We start from the raw sequence: 2,147 nt of genomic DNA, 5'->3' as shown, positions 1-2,147 counted from the left end.
CTAGGGTCAGGACTTCGGTAACGGGGCCGTCTGAGTCAAGTAAAGCAAGTCGACCGCAGTAGCGCAGTCATGCTGCCAAAGCGGCAAATAATTCCTATAGACTCCATGTCGCCGATGCCTGGCTTGCTTCGCCCTTCATTTGAGGTCACCCCGGGTTCATGCTTCGGTCCGTGGTCAGCGCGATGGCTGCCAACATGATGCTGGTCCAGTGCGGCAATTCCGATCTGCCCATCTCATTGGCGTGCTCGACCAGAGGCCGGCGACAGTCCTGACCACGGCATCATCGGAACCGCGTCCCGGTTGGGACCTCGAAGGTCTGCGCTCAGGCAGACGTCAACGATATGGTTCTGATGTGAACGCTCAGGCCGGCTTGGCGATCAACGGGACTGTCGGGGAGAATTCCGTGCCATCCTTCCACATCCGGTGCAGGATTGTGCCGATGCGCCTTGCCAAAGCCACCATCGCGCGCTTTGCGCCGCGGCGTTTGGCAACCTGTGCAGCCCAGCTTCGCAGCCATGTCGAGCGACCCCGATGGATCATGACGGTAGCCGCTTGGCACAAGGCTCTTCGCAGATTGGCGTCGCCGGCCCGGGTAATGCCGCCGATCACGTCGCGCTCCCCGGACTGGTTGCGCGATGGTGTAAGGCCAACCCATGGACCAACTTTCTTGGATGATGAGAACCGCGCGGGATCATCGACAGCGGATCGGAAAGTTAAGGCGACGACCGCCCCGATGCCTGGCATCGTCATCAACAGCCGGCACACCGCGTCGTCCTTCGCAAGCAGACGGACCTGACGTTCGAGCCCTGCCAGTTCATGGCGCAGGCTGGCGCGCGCACGCAACATCGGCCCGGCCGCGGCTTGCAACATGGCATTACCATCCACCAATTCCCTAATCCGGGCGTCGAACCGGCCGCGTGAGATGGCGCCGACCTTCAGGCCAAAGTTTCTCAGCAGTCCGCGCAACGACAGCTCCAGCGCGATCATGCCCTGCTGAATCGCCTTGCGGGCGGCCAGAAGCGCGCGAACCTCCTGTGCCGACACGGACTTGCAATGTACAGGCCTGAACCAGCCCAGATGAAGCAGCCGGGCGATCCCTTCCGCGTCACGCCGATCCGTTTTGATCGGCATTGCTTTCAGTGCGCCCTTCACCTGTCGGGTTTCCATCAGGACGACATCCAGCCGGGCATCGGTCAGGCCGCGATGCAGCCACTGGGACAGCGGTCCGGCTTCCAGCCCGATGATGGCGACCGCTCCCTCCAGGGTGTTTGCAAAGTCTGCGATCGCCCGGGGATCACTGGCAACCTGCGCTTCCTTTGCGATCTTGCCAAACTCGTTGATCACACAGACGGCGGTCTTCGCCAGTGATACATCCAGTCCGATAAACAGTTTCATCCCGTATTCCTCCGATTGAGACTGATACGGGAACAGCGACAGCTTGCCATGAGCAATTGCAAGATGCTTGGGCTGGTCGTGCACGGCGCAGGCCCCGTTACAGCATCTCATTGATCAGAGCCAGAAGATGACGGTTGCAGCGATACAGACAGCAGAGAAGAAGGTGTGTGCGCATCGGTCGTAGCGTGTAGCGATGCGCCGCCAGTCTTTGAGCTTGGCGAAGAGGTTCTCGACCTTGTGGCGCTGACGGTAGAGGCTCTTGTCGTAGGGATAAGGTATCCTTCGGCTCCGGCTTGAGGGAATGCAGGGCTCAATGCCCTTTTCCCGAAGTGCCTCTCGGAACTGCGTGCTGTCATAACCGCGGTCGGCAATCAGCGTCTTGGCTGGCGGCAAGGCGTCAAGCACAAGACGTGCGCCTTTGTGATCGCTCATCTGCCCTTCGCTGAGCACCATGATGATCGGACGGCCTTCCCCGTCACAGACGGTATGCAGCTTGGAGTTCAGTCCGCCTTTGGTTCGCCCGATACGACGGGGAACATCCCCTTTTTGAGCAGGCTCGCTGCCGTCCGGTGTGCCTTCAGATGCGTCGCGTCGATCATGATGCGCTCGGGTGTGGGGCCTTCGGCCGCCAGCGCTGCGAAGATGCGGTCGAAGACACCGAGCCGGCTCCAGCGGATGAAACGGTTGTAGAGCGTTTTATGCGGCCCGTAATCCTTCGGCGCATCCTTCCACTGCAGACCATGCTTAATGAC

Annotated in this window: 1 protein-coding gene and 1 pseudogene; both read right to left on the bottom strand. The window is 60.6% G+C overall.

The window, feature by feature from the left end; genetic code table 11:
* Nucleotides 1–360: 360 nt before the first annotated feature.
* The gene (locus tag MKZ91_RS31465; RefSeq protein ID WP_336174941.1) at nt 361–1,395 is read right to left on the bottom strand and encodes an IS110 family transposase; all 1,035 of its coding nucleotides are present in this window, start codon (nt 1,393–1,395) and stop codon (nt 361–363) included.
* 114 nt (nt 1,396–1,509) lie between these two features.
* Nucleotides 1,510–2,147 (bottom strand): annotated as a pseudogene (locus tag MKZ91_RS31460) (IS5 family transposase); the annotation flags it as partial.

The organism is Ensifer sp. MJa1, assembly GCF_037026475.1.
In the GTDB taxonomy this organism is placed as follows: domain Bacteria; phylum Pseudomonadota; class Alphaproteobacteria; order Rhizobiales; family Rhizobiaceae; genus Ensifer.
This window is presented reverse-complemented; position numbering and strand designations above follow the sequence as displayed.

Excerpts from the sequence above, each read along its gene's own strand:
- MKZ91_RS31465 (WP_336174941.1), bottom strand. The coding sequence starts at position 1,395 with ATGAAACTGTTTATCGGACTGGATGTATCACTGGCGAAGACCGCCGTC.